Here is a 22,102-nt window from a genome sequence, read left to right on the forward strand (position 1 = left end):
TTCAAGCTATATTAAATCTCCTTCTTTTTCTGTAAAATATACTAAATACTTGCTTAGAAATATCACAAAACATGAAAATAAAAATGATAAAAAGCTATTCAATCGGTGAAGATCACTATAAAAATATCTTTAATGCTATTTGTGATAAAAATGGTTTTATGACTAAAACGGATATTATTAACATCTTAAATGAATCTGGAATATCTTCTGATGATCCTCGCATTACTAAATTAATGATAAAACTTAATAAGCTATCACGAATTGATAAAATAAACTTTGAGACATTTCAAGAAATCACTCCCGAAAGCATTGGTCTTATCGAAAAATCCATTAATAAAGGATTTATAATTCCAGATTTTAAAGAATTTAAAAAAGAAATTGAAGAAATCTATAACGAAACAAAAAAAAATGTATACGGTGAAAATGCCAATTATATCCCCCAACTAGCAAGAGTTAACTCCGAACTTTTTGCTGTTGCCTTTTGTAGTGTTGATGGTCAAATGATTACCTTAGGTGACTATCTAGAACCATACTGTGTCCAATCAACAGCAAAAGTTATAACATACTCTATAGCAACCGAGCTAAATGGTGAAAATAAAGTTCATAGTCATGTTGGACGAGAACCCAGCGGTATCACTTTTAATGCTATTGCTCTAAACAAATATGATTTACCTCACAACCCGATGATTAATTCTGGAGCTATTATGACATGCTCACTAATCAAACCGGAATGGAATCTTGCTGATAGATTTGAGTATATTACCCAAGTTTGGAAAGATCTTGCTGGTGGAGATAGTATTGGTTTTGATAATGCCGTTTATCACTCTGAAAAAGAAACTGCCAATAGAAATTATGCACTTGCTCATTTCATGCAAGAGGTAGGAGCTTTTCCTACAGGGACAGATATACACACATCTTTAGATTTTTATTTCCAAACTTGCTCTATCCAAATTAATGCAAAAAAAATGTCGAAAATAATGTCTTCACTTGCAAATGGAGGCATTTGCCCACTAACCAACAAAACAATATTTTCCCCAACCACTATTAGAAATAGCCTCTCAATGATGTACTCTTGCGGTATGTATGATTTCTCAGGCGAGTATGCTTTTTCAGTTGGTTTACCAGCAAAATCTGGTGTATCTGGATCACTAGTCATTGCAATTCCTAATGTTGGTGGCTTTGCTATATTTTCACCTAAACTAGACTCTAACCATAACTCTGTCAAGGGTGTAGAGTTCAGTAAAAGACTAGTTGAGAAGTTCAGCTTTCATAACTATGATCATGTAACACGTAGTGATAAATTAAATCCTCTTGAGAATAAAACGCTAGTTGATTCAAATTTAACTTTTGAGCTAATTTGGGCTGCTAGCACAGGGGATATCTCCGAAGTAAAAAGAACTATAGCTTTAGGAGTAGATATAAATAAAGGAGATTATGATAAAAGAACAGCTCTTCATCTAGCTGCTGCAGAGGGCCATGAAGATGTAGTAAAATACCTAATTCGTAAAAATGCAAATATTAACCCTAAAGATCGATGGGATAGAAAACCAATAGATGATGCCCGAGCAAATAACAATACTTGCATTGTCGAGCTGCTTGATAGAGTAACTGGATAAATACAATATTAAAGTTTTTTTAAAAAATCCCTCTTGGATTAAGACTTTTTGCAATAATATTATAAAATTCAGATACTTTTTCATCAGACTCAAGATAAATATTAAGTCCATTACTTACTACAGCATCATATTGATTTTTAATATCTATTTTAAACATATCTGCAATAATATACTCAATATTTGTCAACCTTGATAGCTCAGTCTGATCTATACATCTAGAATCAAGATCATAAGCATCAATTCTAAAATTCTTAGCTAACTAAAATCAAGTCTTTAGTAAACTCTGGTAGTAGGCTAGCTGGTGCAGACATCACATAAGAATTATCTTTTAAGTCAGTAACATTTTTTTTGAAAACCAAAGATCTAAACTGAGTAGCTACAAATGCTAGCGGCTTAGTAATAATCTTATACCCAAAATCATTAAAATAATTAGCTTTATTTTGTACTAAAAACCTCCCAAATGGACATCCTTCTAGCTCAACTAAAAGCTTACTCAAATGCTTATCGATTTTATTTTAGCAACAGCCTTATCATAGCTAGAAAATATGCCATGACTGACAATATCCTTTGACATAATTTTCCTTTTATTTCCTACGCCCTAAATCCTGATCTTCTTTCGAACCTTGAATAATCCTAGTACGCTCATCACATAAAATTAGCTTACCATCAGCAAACTCAAAAAAAGCATGCACTTCAGCAATAAGAGACTGATTATTGGCAATCTTAGTTGTATAGACCCTATGTAATGATGCGACCACATTTCCTTCTTCAGCCAAAAAAATATATTCAAAACGTACATCTTTAACCACTTGACGCTGTTTGTTTATATGTTGAATAAACTCATCATAATTAAGTTTATGGCCATCGACAGTCTACTTATAATCACGGCTAACAATTTTTTCGATGTATTGTTGAGAGTCAATCTCTGGATTATATACATTTTCAAAAATTGAACTTAAGATATCTTTTAACATTTTTTATTACTCAGGTTTCATATGTGGAAATAAAATCACATCTCTAATTGATTGTGAATTTGTTAAGTACATCACTAATCTATCGATGCCAATGCCTTGACCAGCTGTTGGTGGCATACCATACTCTAACGCCCTAATATAATCTTTGTCATAAGGCATAGCCTCATCATCTCCCGATGCAGCTGCTTCAACTTGTTTTCTGAACCTGTTAGCTTGATCTTCTGCATCATTTAACTCAGAGAAACCATTTGCAATCTCACGAGCACCGATAAAGAACTCAAATCTATCCGTAAACTCTGGATTACCATCTTGACGACGAGCTAATGGTGACACTACTGCAGGATAATCTGTAATAAATGTTGGCTGAATAAGCTTATCTTCAGCTGTTTCTTCAAATATTTCATTGATAAGATGTCCAAGCTCATAAAATGGCTCAACTTTTATTTTTAAATTTTCAGCAATAGCCTTAGCTTTTTCAAAATCAGCCAAATCATCTTTTAAGATACTCTCATTATGCTTAACAATAGCATCCACCATTGATATACGCTCATACTTACCACCAAAATTGATTTTATACTCACCATACTCAAGCTCTTGTGAACCTGTAACATCCATTACAAGTCTAGATAGCATATCTTCTGTTAGATCCATCAAATCATTATAATCAGCATAAGCCATATAAAACTCAAGCATTGTAAATTCAGGATTATGACGAGATGAGACTCCTTCATTCCTAAAATTACGATTTATCTCATAAACTCGTTCAAAACCTCCTACAACAAGCCTTTTCAAATAAAGCTCTGGAGCAATACGTAGGTATAATGGCATATCTAGTGCATTATGATGAGTTGTGAATGGTTTAGCTGCAGCACCACCTTGCAAAACATGCATCATTGGAGTCTCTACTTCCATAAAATCGATATTATCAAAATAATTACGAATAAAACTAACTACTTTTGAACGCACTTTAAAAACTTCACGTGCTTTTTCATTTGTGATTAAATCAACATATCGTTGGCGATATCTAGTTTCTTGATCTGACAAACCATGGTATTTATCTGGCAATGGACGAATAGATTTTGTCAAAATCTCAAAATGGTTAGCCTCTACTGATAGTTCTCCTGTATTTGTTTTAAACATAGTTCCTGAAACGCCTACGATATCTCCCAAATCACAAAGATTTTTAAAAGTATTATACTGTCCTTCTGGAAGATCGCTCTTTTTTAGATAAACCTGGACGCGACCTGAATAATCTTGGAGCGTAATAAATGATGCTTTACCCATCACACGACGTAAAACTACTCTACCGGTAACATTATATTGATTTTTTTCATTTAAGTTTTCTAAATCTTGCTTTGTATATTCTGCATACTTATTCTGCAAATCTGTAGCTATAGTATTTCTTCTAAAACTATTTGGGTGACTAATACCATTATTTTGCTCTGCTAGAGTTTGTAATTTTTCTTTACGTAAAGTCATTTGAGAGCTTTCTTGCATATCTGTTATATGCTTTTTCACAAACATTCTGATTTTTTCTTTTGCAATATCATCTATTTCTTGAATATGCTCAAGTGAATTACTAACCTGCTCTCTAATTTTACCTCTAACAGCATCCTTAAGAGTAATCTCATTAGTATCCAAATATTCTTTTATTGATGTTTTTATTAAATCTTTTAATTTACTACTCATTTTTTTTAAAACCTTCTATTTACCATCCATGCAGTAAGATATAACTATATCTATTAAGTTAAAATTATAACCCACTCTTCAAGCTTGCTTCTATAAATTTATCTAAATCACCATCCAATACTGCTTGAGTATTAGTATTTTCTACACCCGTCCGCAAATCCTTAATGCGCGACTGATCTAAAACATAAGAACGAATCTGACTACCCCAACCAATATCTGCTTTTGTATCTTCAAGAGCACTTTTATCAGCACTTCGCTTTTGTAATTCCATTTCATAGAGTCTTGACTTAAGTTGCTTCATTGCACTATCTCTATTTTTATGCTGTGATCTATCACTTTGACTCTGGACAACAATACTTGTTGGTACATGCGTTATTCTAACAGCAGAATCAGTTTTATTAACATGCTGTCCACCAGCACCAGAAGCCCTATAAGTATCTACTCTAAGATCTGCAGGATTGATTTCTATATCAATATTATCATCTACCTCAGGAGAGATAAATGCCGATGCAAATGAGGTATGACGCTTACTATTTGAATCAAAGGGAGATTTTCTAACTAGTCTATGGATACCTGTCTCAGTGCGTAACCATCCATAAGCATATTCGCCTTCAATTTTTAGAGTACAACCTTTTATTCCTGCAACATCACCATCTGAAATATTATCAACCATCACTTTAAAACCATGACTATCAGCCCAGCGCATATACATCCGCATTAACATTTCAGCCCAATCCTGCGCTTCGGTGCCACCAGATCCTGCCTGAATATCAAGAAATGCATTACTTATATCCATTTCACCAGAGAACATCCTACGAAACTCTAGCTTCTCAATCTCTAAGGTTATATCCTGAATATCACTAATAATTTCTTGCTTTAAATGCTCATCTTCTTCCGCATACTCAAACAGTTCTGAAAGTGTCTCTAAAGTCTCACTTATATGCTCACAACCATTTACAACATTTTCCAACTCAGTTTTTTGCTTACCAAGATTTTGAGCATACTCAGGATTATCCCAAATAGAGCCATCTTCTAGCTCCATCAAAACTTCAATTAACTTTTCTTTTTTAACATCATAGTCAAAGATACTCCCGTAGAGATTCAATACGGGCCGTTAGTTCTTTTAACAAAACCTTATAGTTTATAGATTCCATTTTTAGATTTTTATTAGTATAAATTTTGTGTATAGATTTTATATTTTTACAGCTTACAATACAAATTCTTTTGAATGACATTATATTATTTATATATACCTACTAAATAAAAGCCAGCTAATTACGCTATTCAAAAATAAACCACACATATTCCATGAAATATTTTAAGCTTCAAATATATAATCAACAAATAACACCTTATCCTTTTTGCATAACTCTGCTATTATTTAACATAGGATTTTTAATAAAATATTTATAAATGTCATATCAAGCATTAGCAAGAAAATATAGACCTCAATCATTCTCAGAAGTTGCTGGCCAACAACATGCTCTTAAAAGTTTAATACATGCTTTAGAAACGCAAAAAGTCCATCATGCTTATTTGTTTACAGGGACTCGTGGAGTAGGTAAGACCACCCTAGGTAGGTTACTTGCAAAGTGTCTAAACTGTAAAACAGGTATAACAGCTGATCCTTGTAATAAATGTGAAAATTGTACAGCAATTAATAATAATAGTTTTATAGATCTTATAGAAATTGATGCTGCATCTCGCACTGGTGTTGAAGAAACAAAAGAAATTCTTGATAACGTCCAATATATGCCTTCACAGGGTCGCTATAAAGTATATTTAATAGATGAAGTACACATGCTTTCTAAACAAAGTTTCAACGCTTTACTAAAAACTTTAGAAGAACCTCCTGAGTATGTAAAGTTTATACTAGCAACAACCGATTATCATAAAATACCAGTCACTATACTTTCCAGGTGCATTCAACTTCATCTTAAGCATATTTCCCAAGTAGACATTAAAGCTCAACTTAAAGATGTTCTATCGCATGAAAACATCAATTTTGATGAACAGTCTTTAGAATACATCGCTTATCATGCTAAAGGCAGCCTCAGAGATGCACTTAGTTTACTTGATCAAGCCATTAGTTTCTGTAGTGGTGAACTTATACAAACCCAAATCAAACAAATGCTTGGTATCATCGATAGCGAAGAAGTTTATAATATCATCAATGCTGTCATTGATAATGATCCTAACGCAATACTACCTGCAGTTAAAAACCTTACATTATCAGAAAACAACGCTACTGCCGTACTAGATAGAATTGCAGAGATTTGGTTTGCATGCTGTATTTACAGCTTCACACAATCACTAGATGCTATTAATGATATCGACATTGATCTTATTAAGAAGATCTTAGCAAAAATATCAGTTGAACAAGCCCATTTTCTTTACCAGCTAACGATTTCGGCTAAAAAAGATATTGCTTTAGCACCAAATTTTGAAACAGGTGTGACTATGTCTATCCTTAGACTAATAGCTTTTCAAAAAAAAAACTTAGCTGAAAGTAAAACAAAACCTACTGCACCTAGCTTATCTCAGACTACTAAAAATGATATATCCCAACTTAAGCAAACTTTCATTACGCCTGACAAAAAACAAGCTTCTTCTGTATCTAAAGCTATTAACATACCCAAAGCTAAAGAAGAGGTTATTGATCAGCTAGGATTAAAAGAAAAATCTTTAGATAAGAAATGGTTTAATGTATTAAGTAGAATAAAACTTAAAGGTTTCACAAAAACTCTTGCTTTTAACAGCCACCTTCTAAAAGATAATGGAGATAATTTTGTATTACAATTAAATGATGATGCTAAAAAAATTCTTGATCTTGACCCTCAAAGCATAGCCAAGCTACAAGCAAATATAGGACAGCATTTAAATAATACTGGCTTCACATTAGTCATAAAGAATCTGCCTATCAATGCTGCTTCTACTAACCAAAAATCTCCAGCTGAAATAAAGCGTGAGAATGCAGTAAATAAAATATTTGAAGATGAAAATGTACAATTAATTAAGGAAAACTTAGGGATAGATATTAAAGACGAAAACATCTATCTAACAGACTAATCTGATTTATAAACTAAATATATTCCCATGCTTTTTTATCAGCAAAAATAGCATGTAAAAGCTTATTATTAAGAGTGTGACCAGACTTAAAACAGTTGAAATGTCCTAGAATATAGCCACCAACATAGAAATCTCCTATCGCATCTAAAAGTTTATGTCGTACAAACTCATCATCATAGCGTAAACCACCTTCATTAAGGACGCCCTCATTTGAAATACCAACCGCATTATCAAGAGAAGCACCTTTTGCTAAATTATTTTGATGTAGATATGCTAACTGCTCATAAAAACCAAAAGTACGCGCTTTTGATATCATCTTAATATATTCATCAAGATCATATTCAAATAAAATATGATCATTTGTAGCTGCTATTACTGGGTGATTCCACTCAATCTTGAACTCATACTTAAGCACATCACTTGGCAAAACTTCAGCAAACTTATCTTCATACGCTACTCTTACTGGTTTTAGAATCCTTATGCCTTTCCTAACAGAATTTTGTTCAGAAACACCAACTTCTGTTAAAAGCTGCGTAAACTCATAAGAACTGCCATCCATTACTGGAAGCTCTGGAGAATTAACTTCAATAAGCACATTATCTACTTCAAACATAGCAAAAGCAGACATTAAATGCTCAATTGTTGATACTGCCAAATTCTGGTCCCCATCTTTTGTCAAAAGAGTACACATAACAGCCTCCTTGATATTAGATGGGTTAACTTTAATATCCACTGAAGGGTTTAAATCTGCTCGACGGAAAACTATTCCAGTATTTATATCAGCAGGCTTAACAGTCATTGAAACATCTATACCAGAATGTAAACCAACCCCTGTTACAGAAAAATTTCTTGAAATAGTTTTTTGATTCATAATTTATCTCTTTACTCTTTATCTTAATATTGTAAATAAATCTTAGAATATATAATCTTCAATATTTCCCAAAGAATTTTTAATTCTGTAAACTTCTCTGGTCTTCAATTAATGAAGACACATATTACATACAGAATAACTTTAGACTTACTATCTTCTTCTTAAGAAGCTTGGAATATCTGATTTATTAGTTGAGTCAGAATCAGTTTTTGATCCATTATTTGAATTTGTTACAACTTCTGTCTCTTTTCTTAAGAATGGAGTAGATGGTTTATTTGAATAACCAACTGAACTTTGTTGCTGACTTGAGGATGTCTTTTCAACACCAAAGCCTTTTTTCATAGCAACTTTTTCAATACCTGTTACAACTACTGTTACTTTCATTGAGTCAGACACGTCTGGATCAATAACAGTACCAGCTATAACGATAGCTTCATCGGAAATAAATGATCGAATTACCTCACCAACCTCTTCAAACTCACCAATAGACATATCCATACCAGCCGTAATATTTACAATCACACCTCTAGCACCATCTAGGTTAATATCCTCTAATAGTGGGCTTGATATAGCTGCCTCTGCTGCCTCTCTTGCTCTATTTTCACCAGTAGCCTCGCCCATACCCATCATAGCTAAACCCATATCAGTCATTACAGCCCTTACATCAGCAAAGTCGACGTTAATAAGGCCAGGCTTAGTAATAAGCTCTGAAACACCCTTTACAGCATTGCCTAGCACATCATTTGCAGCATTAAATGCATCTAAAAGAGATGCACCTTTACCAAGTACGCTTAAAAGCTTCTCATTAGGTACTGTAATAATAGAATCAACATGTTGGGTAAGCTCATCGATACCATATTCAGCAGCTTTCATTCTTCTTGGACCTTCAAAAGGGAAAGGTTTAGTAACTACAGCTACTGTAAGAATACCCATTTCTTTTGCTACCTCAGCAACTACAGGTGCTCCACCAGTACCTGTTCCACCACCCATACCAGCAGTGATAAAAACCATATCAGCACCTTCTAAAAGTTGCTCAATTTTAGCTCTATCCTCAGTGGCTGCTCTTTTACCAACTTCTGGATTTGCACCAGCACCTAAGCCCTTAGTGAGATTTGTACCTATTTGTAATACATTTTGAACTTTTGATTTTGATAATGCTTGGCCATCTGTATTTAGTGCAAAAAATTCCACATCCGTAACTTCTTCACACATATGCTGGACGGCATTACCGCCACCACCACCAACACCAACCACTTTGATTATGGCACTTGAAACCATTGAGTCATTAAAATCAAACATACAATACTCCTTTACTTTAGATTTACCTTTAAACTTCTTACTTTAAAAATTATTCGAAAACCATCCTTTGACAGATTTCATTATCTTTTTCTTTGGTTTTCCTGCTTCATCATCTATTTCTAGCATATCTTCATCCAATCCTTGCTCCAGATTTGGATCACTATTTTCTGACGCATATTTTAGTAGACCAACGACCGTTGCATATGAAGGATTATGTACAACTTCATTAGCTCCAGAAACATCTATTGGACCACCTACCCTTACAGGTAATTTAAACATATCTTCGGCAAGTCTAGCAAGGCCTTTTAATTTAGCTCCTCCACCAGTAAAGACTATCCCAGATGATATAATATCCAAAAGATGATTCTGATCCAATTCTCTATATAAAGATTCAAAAATCTCTTCAACTCTTGCCTCTATAACCAATGACAAATCCTGTAAAGATATTCTTTTTTTTGCATTCCCTAAAGAATTTGGTATATCTATCTTTTCATCAGGGTTTTTAAGATATTTACTTGCCGCATAACCATACTGCAACTTAAGGCTTTCTGCAGCTTCTACAGGCAATCTAAAAACCTTAGAAATATCAGAAGATATACTGCTTCCTCCCGTGATAATGCTTGAGGTATAACAAATCCCACCATCTGAGAATACTGAAAAACTAGTTGAATCAGCACCAAGATTCACAAGGCAAACACCCATTTCTCTTTCATTATCAGTAATAGTTGCACTACTTGCAGCTAAATGCTCAACTACCAAATTATTTATTTTATAGCCACAATTTGAAACACATTTACGAACATTCTGTAATAATCGTGAAGACGCCACTATTATATGAACATTTGACTCTAACCTAACAGCGAACATACCAATTGGTTCAGTAACACCTGGCTGGCCATCAACAACATAATCTCTTTGTAAAACGTGTAACATTTCAGTATCAGCTGACATTGGGATTGCTTTTGCAGTTTTAATAGCCATAGCAAGATCTTCGATACTTACTTCACCTTCTTCAACAGCAGCTAATCCATAAGAGTTGAAGCCACTAATACTTGGTGCGCTAATACCAAGAGTAACTTCTTTAATCTCAACTCCAGCTATACTTTTAGCCTCATCTAAGGCGGAATTTAAAGTCTCCATAGCCATTTCTAGATTAATTACTGAGCCTTGTTTAATGCCTTTTGATTTTTTCTGACTAACACCTAATATCTTTATACTCTTGTTTTCAGCAAGCTGACCGATTGCTACAGTTACTCTATGAGAACCTAAATCAACCGCGCAAAAATTATTATTCCCAAAACCCATTTATTTTTAGCCCCAATCTAAAGACAGATATTTTTCTACTAATATATACTTATGTTACATTATAAGCTTATTGTCATAGAAAACCAATAAAATAAATACTTTTCTACTTATACTTCACCGCAAAACCATCGCCATAACGCATATCAAAATACTGCACAGATTTATATGCCCTAACCATTTGATAAGATTTGAAAAACAGCTCAAGGCGCTGCTGTAATTTAGTTGAACCAAGAATCACTTTACTATCATTATCAAATAACAAACTAAACTGATTTCCTTGATAAAAAATCTTAATAATATGCATATCGTTTTGTTCAGCAAAACTGTTTAATTTCTCATAAGTTTCATAGATATAATCTCTATTTGTTTGACTTGTACTTATAATATATGGTAATTCACCATCATAACTAAAGACAGTTGGCTTTATGATTTCCATGTTATCCAACAGAACCTTATTATTATTCCAATAAGCTATTGGCTTATGATCATACATATATATAACTACAGCGGAAGGCCAAACTTTTTTCACAAGAGTGTAATCAACACCTTTTACAGAATAAAGATATTTTTCAATAGCTTTAACATCAATATCAAGCCATTCCCTATCATGACTAAGTTGAGTAATTTTTTTTATCAAATCTTGTTTAGATATGTAAACTAAACCATCATTAGAAACAACATCCACCCTCGAAATAGCCCTATCAGTCTTAGTTGATATATAAATAGCTATGCCCAAAGTTATTGATAATATTAGCATCACTATTATCAGCTTACGGATGACTCGAATCATTGTGCCTGATCTATTATCGATTTAACAAAACCATCGAAATCAACCCCCTCAGCTGCTGCTGATTTAGGCGACAAGCTATTTGAAGTCATTCCTGGAGAAGAATTTATTTCCATAATATGAAATTCACCATTATCATATATAAAGTCAACTCTGGCATGCCCCTTACAACCCAAAAGGTCATATGCTTTTTTAGCCAACTGACGTACTTCTAATTCTTTTTCTTCACTCAAACCACTTGGTGAATGATAAACCGATTTACCACTATACTTTGATTCATAATCGTAAAATTCATTTAAAGGCTCTATCCACACAGATGAATAAACGTCATCATTTACAATAGCTATAGTTATTTCTTTACCAGTAACCCATTGTTCAATCATGACATCACCATACTTAGAAGCTTCATCGTAAGCAGGTTTTAGCTCATCAATAGTTTTAATTTTAAAAGTAGCAATACTAGAACCCCCACTACTTGGTTTAACTGCCACAGGAAAGCTAATTTCATCTTCATCAACCAATTGCTCAGTAAGGATTTTTGCTATTGGTGTAGGCATATGATGATGCATCCACATCTCTTTAGAAATCATTTTATCCATAGTTATAACGCTTGATCTCATGCTTGAACTAGTATGTTTAATACCAAGCATTTCTAATAGTGCCGAAACCCGACCATCCTCACCATCCTCACCATGCAATGCAATAAAACATTTATCTGGACTTAATTCTAAAAGCTTCGCAACTAACTCTTTTGAACTAGCATCAAGACCTATTACATTATATCCCTGACGCATAAGCGAGTCTAAAACAGCCTTTCCAGATTCTAAAGAAACCTCTCTCTCAGGAGAATCTCCACCATACAAAACCACTATCTTATCTTTAGCCATATATCACTTTCTTCTTTCCTTAAAAAACTTTCTCAAAAGCTCTCCACATTCTTGAGCCATTACGCCATCTACCAAATCAAGATTATGATTAATATTCTTATTTTGGTGTACATTTTCTCGAGATATCACTCCAACTCGAGTATCATCACAACCATATATCAACTCTGATACTCTTGCTTGAACTACAGCGCCAAAACACATTATACATGGCTCTAAAGTAACATACAATTTTGTATCAACTAACCTATGATTTCTCAATTTTGCTGCTGCTGAACGCAAAACTAGAATTTCCGCATGAGCCGTAGGGTCATTTAAAGTTATAGTCTTATTGCAAGCTTTTGCAATTATTTGATTATTTTTGACAAGAATAGCACCAATAGGGACTTCACCTGATCGATAAGCTAATAGCGCCTGTTTATAAGCTTCTTGCATAAAAAAAACATGATTTACAGAAGCACTTAACATAAATTATTATTATATTTTTCTTGAAGAATTCCCATCTCTTAGATAATATTACACATTACAGAATTGTTTGCCAGTGTTTTTATAAAAAAATACCAGTGGATACTTGCAGACTATGTTAAACCAACCACACTGGAATATGGAAATCAAAAAATGTCAGAAAATTTCAAAGAACTATTTGAACAATCTCTAAAACAAACAGAGATGAGAGTAGGTAAAATCATCGAAGCAACTGTTGTGAGCATTGATAAAGAATTTGCAATGATCGATGCTGGTCTTAAATCAGAATCTTTCATCCCTGTAGCTTCTCTAAAAAATAATAATGGTGAGCTAGAAGTTGCCGCTGGTGATAAAATTAATGTTGTCTTAGAAGCTCTAGATAACAGCTGGGGCGAGACTAGATTATCAAGAGATAAAGCTAAAAAAATTGAGCTTTGGGACAGAATCGAGAATGCTTTCGAAAACAATGAAACTGTCGTTGGTAAAATCACTAACCACGTTCGTGGTGGTTACACAATGGATGTTGAAGGCCTAAGAGCTTTCTTACCTGGTTCATTAGTTGACACTAGACCTGTCAAAGATGTGGCTCATTTAGAAGATAAAGATATCGAATTAAAAGTTGTTAAAATTGATACTAAGAGAAACAACATTGTTGTTTCTAGAAAAGCAGTTATCGAAGAGAACAATTCTGGCGATAGAGATGCTATGCTAGAGAAAATCTCTGAAGGTAGTATTCTTAAAGGTATCGTTAAAAATATCACAGACTTCGGTGCATTTATCGATCTTGGTGGAGTTGATGGTCTATTACATATTACAGATATCTCTTGGAGTAGAATCAGCCATCCTACAGATGTACTATCTATCGGCCAAGAAATTGATGTTAAAGTAATCAAATTTGATAAAGAAAAACAAAGAATATCTCTAGGTATTAAGCAACTTGGTGAAGATCCTTGGTTAAATATAGCTAACGAACTTCCAGTAGGCGCTAAGCTTATGGGCACAGTAACTAACATCACTGACTATGGTTGTTTTGTTAAGTTAAAAGAAGGCATCGAAGGCTTAGTTCATACATCTGAAATGGACTGGACTAACAAAAACGTCAATCCTCATAAAGCTGTCTCTATTGGTCAAGAAGTTGAAGTTATCGTACTTGAGTTAGATGCGCATAACCATAGAATATCTTTAGGCATTAAGCAATGCAGACCTAATCCTTGGAATGAGTTTGAAAGAAATTACAAAACTGGTGACAAAGTTACTGGTAAAATCAGATCTCTTACTGAATTTGGTGTATTCATCGGTTTAGAAGGTGGAATTGATGGACTTGTGCATATTTCAGACGTTGCTTGGGATAACCCTGCTAAAGCTATAAAAGAACTTAAGAAAGGTGATGAAGTAGAAGCTATATTAGTTTCTGTTAATACTGACCTTGAAAGAATCGCTCTTAGCATGAAGCAACTTTCTGAAGATCCATTTAAAAACTTCGTTAACATTCATCCTAAAGGTTCTTTAGTAAAAGGTAATGTAGCTAAAGTACAAGAAAATGGTGCTGTAGTTATGCTTGATGAAGAAAATAGTATCGATGGTTTCATCAGAATAGCTGAAATTTCTGTGGATCACACAAAAGACGTTCGTGATGAACTAAGTGAAGGTCAAGAAATAGAAGCTAGAATTATCAATATTGATGTTAAGAAAAGAAGTATCGCTCTTTCTATCAAGGCTGTTGATGAAGATACTACTACTGCAGGCGGTAAATCTAACTATAAAGTAGAGCAAATGACTCCTACGACTCTTGGTGACCTTATCAAAGAGCAATTGAGTAAGAAGTAAATTCTAATTAAAATCTTTAAATCTCTAATTAAAATACGAACCTATAAGTTATTTCTTAGCTTATAGGTTTTTTTATCTCTAAAATGTAATAAAATAATACTTAATTAAATAATATCATTTAAAATTATGCTTACAAAAGACCTAAGTCAAATCTTTAGCGAATTAGCAAATAATGAAATAGTTAGTCTTCCCACAGATACTGTATATGGCTTAAGCTGTCGTATATCAAATAATGCCGTACAAAAAATTATAGAATTAAAGAAAAGAGAACTAAATAAAGGATTTATTATAATATCGCATGATTATAGTCAACTCCTAAAATTTGTAGATAAAACTAAGCTATCTAACGATCAAATCAAAAAAATATGCTCAATACAAAAAAAACCTACCACCTGGATTGTTCCCAGCAAAAAAAGTATTCAATGGCTCACGGGTGGTAAGCCTACTGTTGCTATACGCTTAGTAAGAACTGATATAATCAAAAAAATATGTCTAGAAATAGATAGTGCTATCATTTCAACCAGTGCGAATATATCAGGAGAAGAATTTATTAATAATGCTAAAGCAATAAACAATAAATTCCCTAATATTTATGTACTTAACACCGAAGTTCAACTAGCACAACCATCTAAAATTATTAATATAATTACAGATGAAAGAATCAGGTAATTATTAATTAGTAAAAATTTGATAAATAACTTAAAATATAATAGCATACATCTGTTAAACTATTTTTAATTTACTGACGAAGGGAAAAAATGGAAAAGATTAGTGAGAAAGACATCCAGGATAAATTATGGAGTAATGAAGATGAAAGTAGCTTATCTAACGAGCAATATAATGCTCTCTTAATTGAACAGTATAGAATATATGTAGAGCTTACTGATAGAACTAGCTATAGGAGAATAGTTATTAACTTATTTTTCCTAGTAATAAATCTTTTATTAGTGGGAATAGTTGCTTTAGCTATTAGTAACAACATTAATGTTGAAAACCCACCTTCCGGCATATTAGTAAGTATTCCTTATTTTGCAGGTTTGGTTTTTTGTTATGCTTGGTGGAAGATTATTAGATTCTTTAGGCATCATATCCAGATAAAAAACAGTATAGTACCATCTCTTGAAAGACGCCTGCCATCCAGAGTCTGGCTAACTGAAGAACATATTGCTGAAGCAAAAGGATCTTTCAAGCCTATTAGATTCTTGGAAATTTATATGCCTTTTATTTTTATGGGTATTTACTCAGCTTTATTTTTATTTGTTGAGATTGCTTGGATTAGTTAGTTAAACAAATATTTTCCAACACCTTCGTTACTATAAGAACCTGTCGAATTAAATTTAATTCCAGCTACGCTTTTTCTTGTTTAGAAAGATAATCATCATTATTTTTCCACAAACTATTTAGCCAAACTTGAAAATTTTTCTTATCCTCTTCATTATTAAAATAATTACCTAAAGGAACTTCTGAAATAGGTATAAAGTCAACTTTTACTTTTATTTTCTTGGTCTTCCTAATCATAAAATCCCACAATGTTTGGTTTGGGTTATCATAAACAATAGTCGTGTTTAAAATACCTGTCATCCTATCAGATAAGCTCTTAAATATCACAGCAATCCCACCAGCTTTTGGATTAAGTAAATTTTCATAGTTACTTTCTTTGGCCTTCTCATAAGAAAACCTAGTACCTTCAATAAAATTTACAATTGTAGTTGGTCTTATTGATAAGTTTTTACAGTATTCGAAGGTTTTCTTTAAGTCTTCTCCTTTCTTTTGGGGGTGTTGAGCTATATATTCTTTTGAGTAACGCCTCATAGCCGGAAACTCTAAGGCCCATGCCACCAATCCCAATACAGGTACGAAAAATACTTGAAACTTCATAAAAAATTTTGGAAACGATATTTTTTTATGGAATGTCAGCATTAATACAAATGTATCAAGCCAACTTCTATGATTACAAATAATTAAATATGAACCCTTTTTATCAAGAGTAATATTTTTCTCATATTCTATTTTAGTTGGAGAAAAAAGCTTCGTAATCCATATCGCAAAACTCACCCACAAACTTACAGAAAATTGTACTGCAGAGGTACAAAAGTAACGGATTTTTCTTATTGGAATCAATAATTTAGCCAACGAGAAAAAAAATATTGGTACGAATGCGACTATAGCACTAGATAATAAACAAGTTATTGAAAATAAAGCGTAATAACTACATTTTATGATATTTATCATTGATAATAAAATAAATTACTTTTTACTTGCTAAATAGTAACATTTATAAGCAATTTTGTGAAAGAACTAGACCAAATTAGTTAATTAATTAGCTTTTATTCTAGACTATTAGTTAACCCCCACTATGCATAAAAGACTTATAGAAAAATCCTAAGTCTAATACCCTCAATAATTTTTGATACAATTTATAAAAAAATTGTTGTATATATTTCTTAGTATTTTTTAAATTGAGAAAACACTCTAAGAGAATTTTTTTTATTTAAAACAATAGTTATAGCTCCATTATTATATGTATCAAACACTTTTACTTCAGTTTTTTGTAAAGAAGATCTCTTAAAAAGCTGGTCTGAACTATAAATAAAATAAGTAGGTTGAAATTTTAAAAACTGCTGATCAAGCAATACTGGAGAAATAATAATATCTGGCTTAACCACCCTGTTATATAATTGATAAATCTCTTGCTGGGCTACTTTATCAGCATCATCCATTAGTAGAAATTCTCTACCATCATATTTTAAAGCTACAAAACAATCTTTTTCTGTCGATAAGAATTTAACCAAAACACCATCAGTTAAGTGAAAATTATTATGATAGTTGCATGATCTGGTTTTTTCCATTAGCTTTAGATTTGAAACTACTGACTTAATAGTTGCAATTTTTCTAATTAATTCTAAATTTGACACTGGCTCATTTCCAACCACTATCAAATAATCTATTTGCTCCACCCCCATAACCTTCAAATATTTTTCTAGAGTATCAAAAAGAACATATTTATTTTTCAAGTTGTCAACAGATAGATATAGTAAACTTTTATCCTGCTCTTGTACTAAAACCATTAATTTTTTTGTATCAAATATATGTATTTGAAAATACTTATATTTATGAACAATATTCGTGGATGATTGAAAAAATACTAAACACATAGCCAAGCCAAGCAGTCTAAAAGATTTACTTAAAGGAAATACTAATAAAAAAATTCCTACAATTACAATCAACAGCGTTATAAACGTGAAATTACTCCAATAATTGACTAAGCCAAAATAACTAGTCAAAAACATTAAATAGGCATAGAGAAGCTTTATAAAGAACATAGGCACTACCCACAGCTTAACTCCCATAAAAGAAACTAAAAGGCTTAGCAATAATAATGGCACAATGACAAAACTTACTAACGGAATTGCTACAATATTTGCAAAAATAGAAATTATTGAAAAACTACCAAAATAATAAACAGATATTGGAATCAGTAATATTGCCAAGTAAATCTGTGCCAGTAAAGTGACTACTAATTTTGATTTATATTGCTGAAGAATAATAGCTATAGCAACCAACCCAGCAACTGCTGAAAAACTAAGCCACAGACTAATGCTATATATAGATTTAAAATCCAACAATACTATTATACTTAGCGCTATTAATAAAGCCCTAACCACTTGGATTCTTTTTTTAAAAAACCACATCATATATACCACAAAGAGCATTATGATGGCTCTTTGTGTAGGTAAACTAAAACCGGCGAGAAAACTATAAAAACAAGCTATAAAAAGTGAAAATGTAACTCCTATAGTTAATCCGATAGTTATTTGACAATAATGTTATAATATTTAGAAAAAATGTCATCATATAGCCAAGATTTCAGAGATATCGTAATAACTAAATATAAAGAAGGCCTAACAGACAAAGAGCTAAGTAATTTTTTTAATATAGATATCCGTACTACTAGATCTTGGATAAACTTATACGAGACAACTGGTGATTATAAATCTAAGCAAGGCTTGGGTTGCGGTAGAGTAGCAACCTTTACAGATAAGGAAGCGATAGAAAGCTACTTAAGAACATATCCAGATGCAATGGCTTTAGATATTAGAGAAGCATTAGCTCCTGAAATACCTAGAAGCACATTTTATGATTGTCTTACCAGACTTGGTTTTAGTTTTAAAAAAAGACACCTAAATATAAGCAAAGAAAAGAACAAGATAGGCAAAGTTTTATAGAGGTTGTTGAGACTATTGAACCTAACAAACTTGTATATTTAGATGAAATGGGTATGGATAATAAACAGTCTGTACTAAGAGGATGGTCTCTTGTTGGTAAACCTAGCTATGGTGAAGTTATTGCTTATCAAACTCAGAGAAAAAGTATAGTTGCTGGTTATAACTATTTAGAAAAGAAGATTATAGCACCGCTAGAGTATACTGGATATACAGATACTCAAATTTTTAATCAGTGGTTTGAAGAGCATTTATGTCCTGAGTTAATTCCAAAGACTACTGTTGTTATGGATAATGCTAGTTTTCATAAGTCTCCTAAATTGGCTAAAATAGCAGAGAAGTTTGATATACAGATACTATACCTTCCTGCTTATTCTCCTGATTTAAATCCTATAGAAAAAATTTGGGCCAATTTTAAAAGAATTTTAAGAAAAGTAAATAATTCTTTTGATAATTTATCTGATGCTATTACTCACGTCTTTAGCACAATATTATCAGATTAACTATATGTACTGAGCAGGAATTCTACGACATAGACTTGGAAAAAATGACCAAACTCCTCTAAAAATAAGATATGCAACTAATGCCATAAGCCCAATATGTAGACCTGAAATTACCATCAAATGAGATGTTCCAGAATTTAATAGTAAATCTTGTTGAGATTTGTCAAAAGTCTTATAACCAAGAAGTAAAGCAAAAACAAAAGGGCTAAACCTAGTATCCTCAAGCTGAACTTGAAAATGTTTATATAAGTAGAACCTCATTCGTTCAGGTAAGTAAACACTTGATAGACCTTTAAATGAGATTTTTGTGCCACTTATAACACTACCTATTGCCACAATATTTTTACGCGCCAAATACTCAGTATAGTTAAAGGCTGCCTCATTATCATACTCATGTAGTTTATAAACCTTAGCATCTAACCTAAGCTTAGATGCTGGAATTAGATAATGTTTATAACTTTTATCTGCCTTAAGTATAATATTACCGTATTTATAGCTATGAAATATAAATTCTAAATTATTCTCGCGAGTCTCTGGAATACTAGTAACTACACCTGTAAGCACAATAACTTGATTATATTTAAAATCATCAATCTTTTGATAGGAATCACATGAAGATATACTAATTAATAAAAGAAAAATCATTAACCATCTTATTTTAATAAGCATAATACACACAAAAATAGATGCATGTAATAAATACTACATCAAGCAACTTAATATTGGCAACTAAACTCTAGTCCCTAGCTTTAAATTAAAACATAATATAAGCTTCATACCCTATATTCTGTAGCTAAACACTTAGTACAATAATTTTTCTAGATTATTTTTATAAAATAAATTCAAATATCAAAAAATATGTATTGACTAAAAAAAATAAACAATATAGAATTTTTTCAAAACTAGCGCTACTATTTATAGTTAGTTTCCTAACATATTATGCATGGCACGATATGCATCAAGCATTTATAGATACTTCTTCAGTTACTGCTATATCTCTCGATCCTAGTAACCTACCTTATTATATGCTTAGGACAACCATGCGCCTTATAATAGGTATGATATTTTCATTTATCTTTGCTTTGATAGCTGGATATGCATGTGCTAAAAACAAGCATTTTGCTCGAGTATGTCTACCAATAATAAACTTCCTTGAGTCTGCTCCTTTGCTAGGATTTCTTACCTTCACAACAGCTTTTTTTATATTTATATTCCCTCATTCTGTAATGGGAATTGAGACTGCCGCAATTTTTGGAATATTTACATCTCAAGCATGGAACATGGCCTTAATACTCTACCAAACTATACGTATTGTGCCTGATGATCTAGTAGGAGCTGGGGCTGCATTTAAGTTAAATGCTTGGCAGCAATTCTGGAAGATTGAACTTCCTTACTCTATGCCAGGATTACTCTGGAATATCATGGTATCGCAATCAGCGGCATGGTTTGCTATAACAGCTAGTGAAGCTATACCAACTGTAACAGGAGATGTAAATTTACCAGGCATAGGTTCATATATAGCTCTTGCCTTAACAAGCTCAAATATAACAGCAATAATCTATGCATTAATTGCTATCGTTTTAAATATTGTTTTATTTGATCAGTTACTTTTTAGACCATTAGTTAAATGGTCAGAAAAATTTAAATATGAGTCAATAAATAATAAAAACCATAGTAGTCCATGGTTATATCGCTCATATAACAAATCTAGACTTATAAGTTTCTTCAAACCTTTTGTGTCGAGTTTTGTTTTTTGGTCAATCAATGGTGCGACAAATATTGCAAGAAGATTTTCATTTAAGTCACCTATCAAAGACTGCACATTAATCAGAAAGGTCGGGTGTGCAGTATGGTATATCTTGATAATCTGGGCATGTTATTGGGCTGGTTCATCTCTTTGGAACTTCTTCCCTGACGGTGATATGACATACTTAATACCACTAATGGTTGAAACAACTATACGTGTTACTCTTGCAATGATGATAAGTGTAATAATATGTACACCTCTTGGTATTTGGATAGGCCTATCAGCTACAAGAACTAAATTAGTTCAGCCGGTGATTCAAGTTTGTGCTGCAATTCCTCAACCAATATTCTTCCCTATAGTAGCTATATTAATTTTAGCTGGTGGCGGTTCATTAAATGTTTGGGCTATTCCTCTAATAATGACTGGAACGTCATGGTATGTACTATTTAACGTAATTGCTGGTCTATCTAGTCTCTCAACAGAAATAATAGAAATGACTAAGTCATTTCACCTCAAAGGTCTTAAATGGTGGTTTAAATTTGCAATTCCTGCTGTATTTCCATATATAGTATGTGGAATTATCAGTGCTGTGGGTGGTGCCTGGAACTCTGCTATTGCTGCAGAGGTTGTTATCTGGGGTTCTAATACTATTAAAGTTGACGGTATCGGAGCGCTAGTATCAACAACAACCGGAAGTAATCAACTACATGAAGCTGCTCTAGCAGTAGTAGCCCTATGCTCTTTAGTAGCCTTATGCGTGATTTTTATATGGAAGCCTCTATACAAGCTTGCTGAAACAAAATATATAGTTAATCCGATAGTTATTTGACAATAATGTTATAA

21 protein-coding genes are annotated in these 22,102 nt (G+C 32.6%); 7 read left to right on the forward strand and 14 right to left on the reverse strand.

The window, feature by feature from the left end:
- Positions 1 to 71 precede the first annotated feature (71 nt).
- Positions 72 to 1,616, forward strand: coding sequence for a glutaminase A (glsA, locus tag ACR0PV_RS09675; protein ID WP_488172869.1), 1,545 nt, complete (start codon positions 72 to 74; stop codon positions 1,614 to 1,616).
- 19 nt (positions 1,617 to 1,635) lie between these two features.
- Here glsA and ACR0PV_RS09680 read toward each other — a convergent pair whose 3' ends face one another.
- The 5 genes from ACR0PV_RS09680 to prfB form a co-directional block, all read right to left on the reverse strand.
- Positions 1,636 to 1,773, reverse strand: coding sequence for a hypothetical protein (locus tag ACR0PV_RS09680; protein ID WP_488172870.1), 138 nt, complete (start codon positions 1,771 to 1,773; stop codon positions 1,636 to 1,638).
- A gap of 94 nt (positions 1,774 to 1,867) precedes the next feature.
- Positions 1,868 to 2,113, reverse strand: a complete 246-nt coding sequence (locus tag ACR0PV_RS09685) for a hypothetical protein (RefSeq protein WP_488172871.1) — start codon at positions 2,111 to 2,113, stop codon at positions 1,868 to 1,870.
- An 87-nt stretch (positions 2,114 to 2,200) separates the two neighbouring features.
- Entirely contained in the window at positions 2,201 to 2,452 is a 252-nt protein-coding gene (locus ACR0PV_RS09690; RefSeq protein ID WP_488173993.1) for a nuclear transport factor 2 family protein, read from the reverse strand.
- A gap of 144 nt (positions 2,453 to 2,596) precedes the next feature.
- Entirely contained in the window at positions 2,597 to 4,279 is a 1,683-nt protein-coding gene (gene lysS, locus ACR0PV_RS09695) for a lysine--tRNA ligase (RefSeq protein ID WP_488172872.1), read from the reverse strand.
- A gap of 64 nt (positions 4,280 to 4,343) precedes the next feature.
- A protein-coding gene (gene prfB / locus ACR0PV_RS09700; RefSeq protein ID WP_488172873.1) for a peptide chain release factor 2 occupies positions 4,344 to 5,433 on the reverse strand; the annotation gives its coding sequence in 2 pieces (ribosomal slippage) (positions 4,344 to 5,360 and positions 5,362 to 5,433; 1,089 coding nt in all).
- A 259-nt stretch (positions 5,434 to 5,692) separates the two neighbouring features.
- Here prfB and dnaX point away from each other — a divergent pair.
- Positions 5,693 to 7,348 (forward strand): DNA polymerase III subunit gamma/tau, encoded by a 1,656-nt coding sequence (gene dnaX, locus ACR0PV_RS09705; RefSeq protein ID WP_488172874.1) that lies wholly within the window; start codon positions 5,693 to 5,695, stop codon positions 7,346 to 7,348.
- Positions 7,349 to 7,361: 13 nt separating this feature from the next.
- On the opposite strand, the gene lpxC is transcribed toward dnaX, so the two are convergent.
- The 6 genes from lpxC to tadA form a co-directional block, all read right to left on the reverse strand.
- Entirely contained in the window at positions 7,362 to 8,222 is an 861-nt protein-coding gene (lpxC, locus tag ACR0PV_RS09710) for a UDP-3-O-acyl-N-acetylglucosamine deacetylase (RefSeq protein ID WP_488173994.1), read from the reverse strand.
- Positions 8,223 to 8,369: 147 nt separating this feature from the next.
- Positions 8,370 to 9,518, reverse strand: coding sequence for a cell division protein FtsZ (gene ftsZ, locus ACR0PV_RS09715; protein WP_488172875.1), 1,149 nt, complete (start codon positions 9,516 to 9,518; stop codon positions 8,370 to 8,372).
- Between the two features lie 42 nt (positions 9,519 to 9,560).
- Positions 9,561 to 10,823 carry a cell division protein FtsA gene (gene ftsA / locus ACR0PV_RS09720; protein WP_488172876.1) on the reverse strand — a complete coding sequence of 421 codons (1,263 nt, stop codon included), beginning with the start codon at positions 10,821 to 10,823 and terminating at the stop codon, positions 9,561 to 9,563.
- Between the two features lie 103 nt (positions 10,824 to 10,926).
- Positions 10,927 to 11,613: a cell division protein FtsQ/DivIB gene (locus ACR0PV_RS09725; protein WP_488172877.1), complete on the reverse strand. Its 687-nt coding sequence runs from the start codon at positions 11,611 to 11,613 to the stop codon at positions 10,927 to 10,929.
- Positions 11,610 to 12,497 (reverse strand): D-alanine--D-alanine ligase, encoded by an 888-nt coding sequence (locus ACR0PV_RS09730; protein WP_488172878.1) that lies wholly within the window; start codon positions 12,495 to 12,497, stop codon positions 11,610 to 11,612. Before ACR0PV_RS09730 ends, ACR0PV_RS09725 begins: the two co-directional genes overlap by 4 nt.
- A 3-nt stretch (positions 12,498 to 12,500) precedes the next feature.
- The gene (gene tadA, locus ACR0PV_RS09735) at positions 12,501 to 12,962 is read right to left on the reverse strand and encodes a tRNA adenosine(34) deaminase TadA (RefSeq protein ID WP_488172879.1); all 462 of its coding nucleotides are present in this window, start codon (positions 12,960 to 12,962) and stop codon (positions 12,501 to 12,503) included.
- A gap of 150 nt (positions 12,963 to 13,112) precedes the next feature.
- Here tadA and rpsA point away from each other — a divergent pair, with 150 nt between their 5' ends.
- From rpsA to ACR0PV_RS09750, 3 genes are all read left to right on the forward strand, one after another.
- Complete coding sequence (gene rpsA, locus ACR0PV_RS09740; RefSeq protein WP_488172880.1) at positions 13,113 to 14,786, forward strand: 30S ribosomal protein S1; 1,674 nt, start codon at positions 13,113 to 13,115, stop codon at positions 14,784 to 14,786.
- Between the two features lie 126 nt (positions 14,787 to 14,912).
- Positions 14,913 to 15,455, forward strand: coding sequence for an L-threonylcarbamoyladenylate synthase (locus ACR0PV_RS09745; RefSeq protein ID WP_488172881.1), 543 nt, complete (start codon positions 14,913 to 14,915; stop codon positions 15,453 to 15,455).
- An 89-nt stretch (positions 15,456 to 15,544) separates the two neighbouring features.
- On the forward strand, positions 15,545 to 16,069 hold the full coding sequence (locus ACR0PV_RS09750; RefSeq protein ID WP_488172882.1) for an intracellular proliferation membrane protein RipA: 525 nt from the start codon (positions 15,545 to 15,547) through the stop codon (positions 16,067 to 16,069).
- A gap of 64 nt (positions 16,070 to 16,133) precedes the next feature.
- Here the strand turns inward: ACR0PV_RS09750 and yihG are convergent, their stop codons facing one another.
- Together yihG and ACR0PV_RS09760 are read right to left on the reverse strand one after the other, a co-directional pair.
- Positions 16,134 to 17,018, reverse strand: coding sequence for a 1-acylglycerol-3-phosphate O-acyltransferase, YihG family (gene yihG / locus ACR0PV_RS09755; RefSeq protein WP_488172883.1), 885 nt, complete (start codon positions 17,016 to 17,018; stop codon positions 16,134 to 16,136).
- Positions 17,019 to 17,230: 212 nt separating this feature from the next.
- Positions 17,231 to 18,601 (reverse strand): ComEC/Rec2 family competence protein, encoded by a 1,371-nt coding sequence (locus tag ACR0PV_RS09760; RefSeq protein ID WP_488173995.1) that lies wholly within the window; start codon positions 18,599 to 18,601, stop codon positions 17,231 to 17,233.
- A 30-nt stretch (positions 18,602 to 18,631) separates the two neighbouring features.
- On the opposite strand from ACR0PV_RS09760, the gene ACR0PV_RS09765 reads away from it, so the two are divergent.
- Positions 18,632 to 19,512, forward strand: a protein-coding gene (locus ACR0PV_RS09765) for an IS630 family transposase (protein ID WP_488172194.1) whose coding sequence is annotated in 2 segments (ribosomal slippage) — positions 18,632 to 18,956 and positions 18,956 to 19,512 — 882 coding nt in all. Because the reading frame shifts where the segments join, the coding sequence is not laid out codon by codon here.
- Here the strand turns inward: ACR0PV_RS09765 and ACR0PV_RS09770 are convergent.
- The gene (locus ACR0PV_RS09770; protein WP_488172884.1) at positions 19,513 to 20,181 is read right to left on the reverse strand and encodes a ComEC/Rec2 family competence protein; all 669 of its coding nucleotides are present in this window, start codon (positions 20,179 to 20,181) and stop codon (positions 19,513 to 19,515) included. It abuts the gene before it with no gap.
- 179 nt (positions 20,182 to 20,360) lie between these two features.
- Between ACR0PV_RS09770 and ACR0PV_RS09775 the strand changes: the two genes are divergently transcribed.
- Positions 20,361 to 22,088, forward strand: a complete 1,728-nt coding sequence (locus ACR0PV_RS09775; RefSeq protein WP_488173996.1) for an ABC transporter permease subunit — start codon at positions 20,361 to 20,363, stop codon at positions 22,086 to 22,088.
- Positions 22,089 to 22,102: the final 14 nt, after the last annotated feature.

The sequence above is a fragment of the Francisella sp. AG1 genome (assembly GCF_057683165.1).

Bases quoted from the DNA above. Each gene is read 5' to 3' on its own strand.
- ACR0PV_RS09750 (WP_488172882.1), top strand. From the start codon at position 15,545: ATGGAAAAGATTAGTGAGAAAGACATCCAGGATAAATTATGGAGTAAT.
- lysS (WP_488172872.1), bottom strand. From the start codon at position 4,279: ATGAGTAGTAAATTAAAAGATTTAATAAAAACATCAATAAAAGAATAT.
- ACR0PV_RS09730 (WP_488172878.1), bottom strand. From the start codon at position 12,497: ATGGCTAAAGATAAGATAGTGGTTTTGTATGGTGGAGATTCTCCTGAG.
- ACR0PV_RS09745 (WP_488172881.1), top strand. From the start codon at position 14,913: ATGCTTACAAAAGACCTAAGTCAAATCTTTAGCGAATTAGCAAATAAT.
- glsA (WP_488172869.1), top strand. From the start codon at position 72: ATGAAAATAAAAATGATAAAAAGCTATTCAATCGGTGAAGATCACTAT.
- yihG (WP_488172883.1), bottom strand. From the start codon at position 17,018: ATGATAAATATCATAAAATGTAGTTATTACGCTTTATTTTCAATAACT.
- ACR0PV_RS09680 (WP_488172870.1), bottom strand. From the start codon at position 1,773: ATGTTTAAAATAGATATTAAAAATCAATATGATGCTGTAGTAAGTAAT.
- tadA (WP_488172879.1), bottom strand. From the start codon at position 12,962: ATGTTAAGTGCTTCTGTAAATCATGTTTTTTTTATGCAAGAAGCTTAT.
- ACR0PV_RS09770 (WP_488172884.1), bottom strand. From the start codon at position 20,181: ATGCTTATTAAAATAAGATGGTTAATGATTTTTCTTTTATTAATTAGT.
- rpsA (WP_488172880.1), top strand. From the start codon at position 13,113: ATGTCAGAAAATTTCAAAGAACTATTTGAACAATCTCTAAAACAAACA.
- ftsZ (WP_488172875.1), bottom strand. From the start codon at position 9,518: ATGTTTGATTTTAATGACTCAATGGTTTCAAGTGCCATAATCAAAGTG.
- dnaX (WP_488172874.1), top strand. From the start codon at position 5,693: ATGTCATATCAAGCATTAGCAAGAAAATATAGACCTCAATCATTCTCA.
- ftsA (WP_488172876.1), bottom strand. From the start codon at position 10,823: ATGGGTTTTGGGAATAATAATTTTTGCGCGGTTGATTTAGGTTCTCAT.
- ACR0PV_RS09725 (WP_488172877.1), bottom strand. From the start codon at position 11,613: ATGATTCGAGTCATCCGTAAGCTGATAATAGTGATGCTAATATTATCA.